Source organism: Faecalimicrobium dakarense (assembly GCF_000499525.1).
Lineage (GTDB): Bacteria > Bacillota > Clostridia > Peptostreptococcales > Peptostreptococcaceae > Faecalimicrobium > Faecalimicrobium dakarense.
Map to the genome: position 1 here is coordinate 1 of NZ_HG529445.1, position 1,784 is coordinate 1,784.

A 1,784-nucleotide genomic window follows, 5' to 3' on the forward strand; every position below is an offset into this window, starting at 1 on the left:
AGTTTAAAGTAATATCGAGGTATAGCGCAGTTTGGTAGCGCACTTGGTTTGGGACCATGGGGCCGGGGGTTCGAGTCCCTCTACCTCGACCAAAATATATTATGGTGGGTATAGCTCAGTTGGTTAGAGCGCCAGATTGTGGCTCTGGAGGTCGTGAGTTCGACTCTCATTATCCACCCCATAAAAGTAAGGCGACATAGCCAAGTGGTAAGGCAGTGGACTGCAACTCCTTGATCCCCAGTTCGAATCTGGGTGTCGCCTCCATAAACGTGCGCCTATAGCTCAACTGGATAGAGTGTCTGACTACGAATCAGAAGGTTAGGGGTTCGAGTCCCTTTGGGCGCACCATATACGCGGGATTATAGCTCAGCTGGGAGAGCACCTGCCTTACAAGCAGGGGGTCACAGGTTCGAGCCCTGTTAATCCCACCAGTAACCTCTAGTGAATTTCACTAGAGGTTTTTATTTTACCTTTTTATTTTACCTAGTAATGTATATGAATTATAGAAACTGTCAAAATTCATAGTATATGTAAACTATGGAGGGTAAAATATGTCTAAAAGAAATAGGCTTGAAAAAGATAAAGAAAAACAAAAGATAATGAAAGAGATAAAAAGAGCTCAGGTAGAAGTTAAAACTGCAGAGCATTTTTTTCAATTTGTTAGTGATCCAGAATTAGTGGATGTTGCTATATATGATTTAGAGGCTAAGAAATCTAGATACAGATATTTAATAAGGATGGCAAAAGAAAAAGGTATAAAAAAATCTTTGCAGGAATCTTTAATAGAAGCAATGGCTAAGTAAACTTAAGGAGATGATGATTTGTATATAGTCTTTGGGAATGAAATAATCGACAGTAGTGAAATAAAAGTGGTTATAGAAGAAAATAGTGAATTTATAGTTGAAAAGGATATGACTAAAGGTAGTAAAAGAGAAGACACTTTAGCTTACCAAATTAGTATAAGTATAGATGAACTAAACGAAATAATAAAAGAAAACTATGAACTAGATGATATAGAACAAGAAGACTTATTTGATGAATATATGATATTAGCAGATGAATTAGCTATGGAATTAGAAGAATTAATGCCAGAAGACGTTATAATGAATGCTAGAGCATATAAATGGGATAATTCAGATGATACTATAAAAATAGTCATAGCGATGGCACATGAAGAATTAGGTGAATTAAAACTTTCTGATATAACAAAGAGATTATTATCTCAAGTTGATTAATAATACATAAAAATATGAAACTAAAAATTATAAACTAGTAACAGCTAATTATAATTTAAATGTATAAATAGTTATGTATGAATAGATTATTTTATAAAATTTATAAATTATTGTATAAAATAATCTATTTTACATAATATAAAAAGGCAGTATCGCTTAAGTTATTATATAAACGTATTAATAATAAATAAGTTATTTGGATGTAATTATTAATGTAGTTATAAAAATATAATTTAATTATTATATCTAATCTTATATTTATAAAAATAAGTATGAAGGTAATTTTAAACTTATTTTTATAAGGACTAAATCTTTATCAAATTATGCGATATGCAGGTTTTCAGCTTAGAAGTTGAGTTTAATAATAAAAAAATTAAAAAAGTTTTAAAAAAGTATTGACGATATAAAACTAAGATGGTATATTATTACTTGTCCTTAAGAAAAAGGCAAACAAGTAGAAAAAACAACAGAAAAAAGTTGACAAGGTTAAATAACTTTGGTAAACTAAAGAAGTTGAAAAAAATAAGCACCGACACAGTCGCTTAAAAT

At 30.8% G+C, this 1,784-nt stretch carries 2 protein-coding genes and 5 tRNA genes; all 7 read left to right on the forward strand.

Annotated features, from left to right (window positions below):
• The first annotated feature begins 15 nt into the window (after positions 1-15).
• The 7 genes from BN899_RS18145 to BN899_RS18175 all read left to right on the forward strand — a co-directional run bounded on the left by BN899_RS18145 (position 16) and on the right by BN899_RS18175 (position 1,235).
• A tRNA-Pro gene (locus BN899_RS18145) sits at positions 16-92 on the forward strand.
• A gap of 12 nt (positions 93-104) precedes the next feature.
• Positions 105-181: transfer RNA gene (locus BN899_RS18150), tRNA-His, on the forward strand.
• Positions 182-190: 9 nt separating this feature from the next.
• A tRNA-Cys gene (locus BN899_RS18155) sits at positions 191-264 on the forward strand.
• 7 nt (positions 265-271) lie between these two features.
• Positions 272-348 (forward strand) — tRNA-Arg (locus BN899_RS18160).
• Positions 349-355: 7 nt separating this feature from the next.
• Positions 356-431 (forward strand) — tRNA-Val (locus BN899_RS18165).
• 120 nt (positions 432-551) lie between these two features.
• The gene (locus BN899_RS18170; protein ID WP_042278417.1) at positions 552-803 is read left to right on the forward strand and encodes a DUF2508 family protein; all 252 of its coding nucleotides are present in this window, start codon (positions 552-554) and stop codon (positions 801-803) included.
• 18 nt (positions 804-821) lie between these two features.
• Positions 822-1,235, forward strand: coding sequence for a hypothetical protein (locus tag BN899_RS18175; RefSeq protein ID WP_042278419.1), 414 nt, complete (start codon positions 822-824; stop codon positions 1,233-1,235).
• Positions 1,236-1,784: the final 549 nt, after the last annotated feature.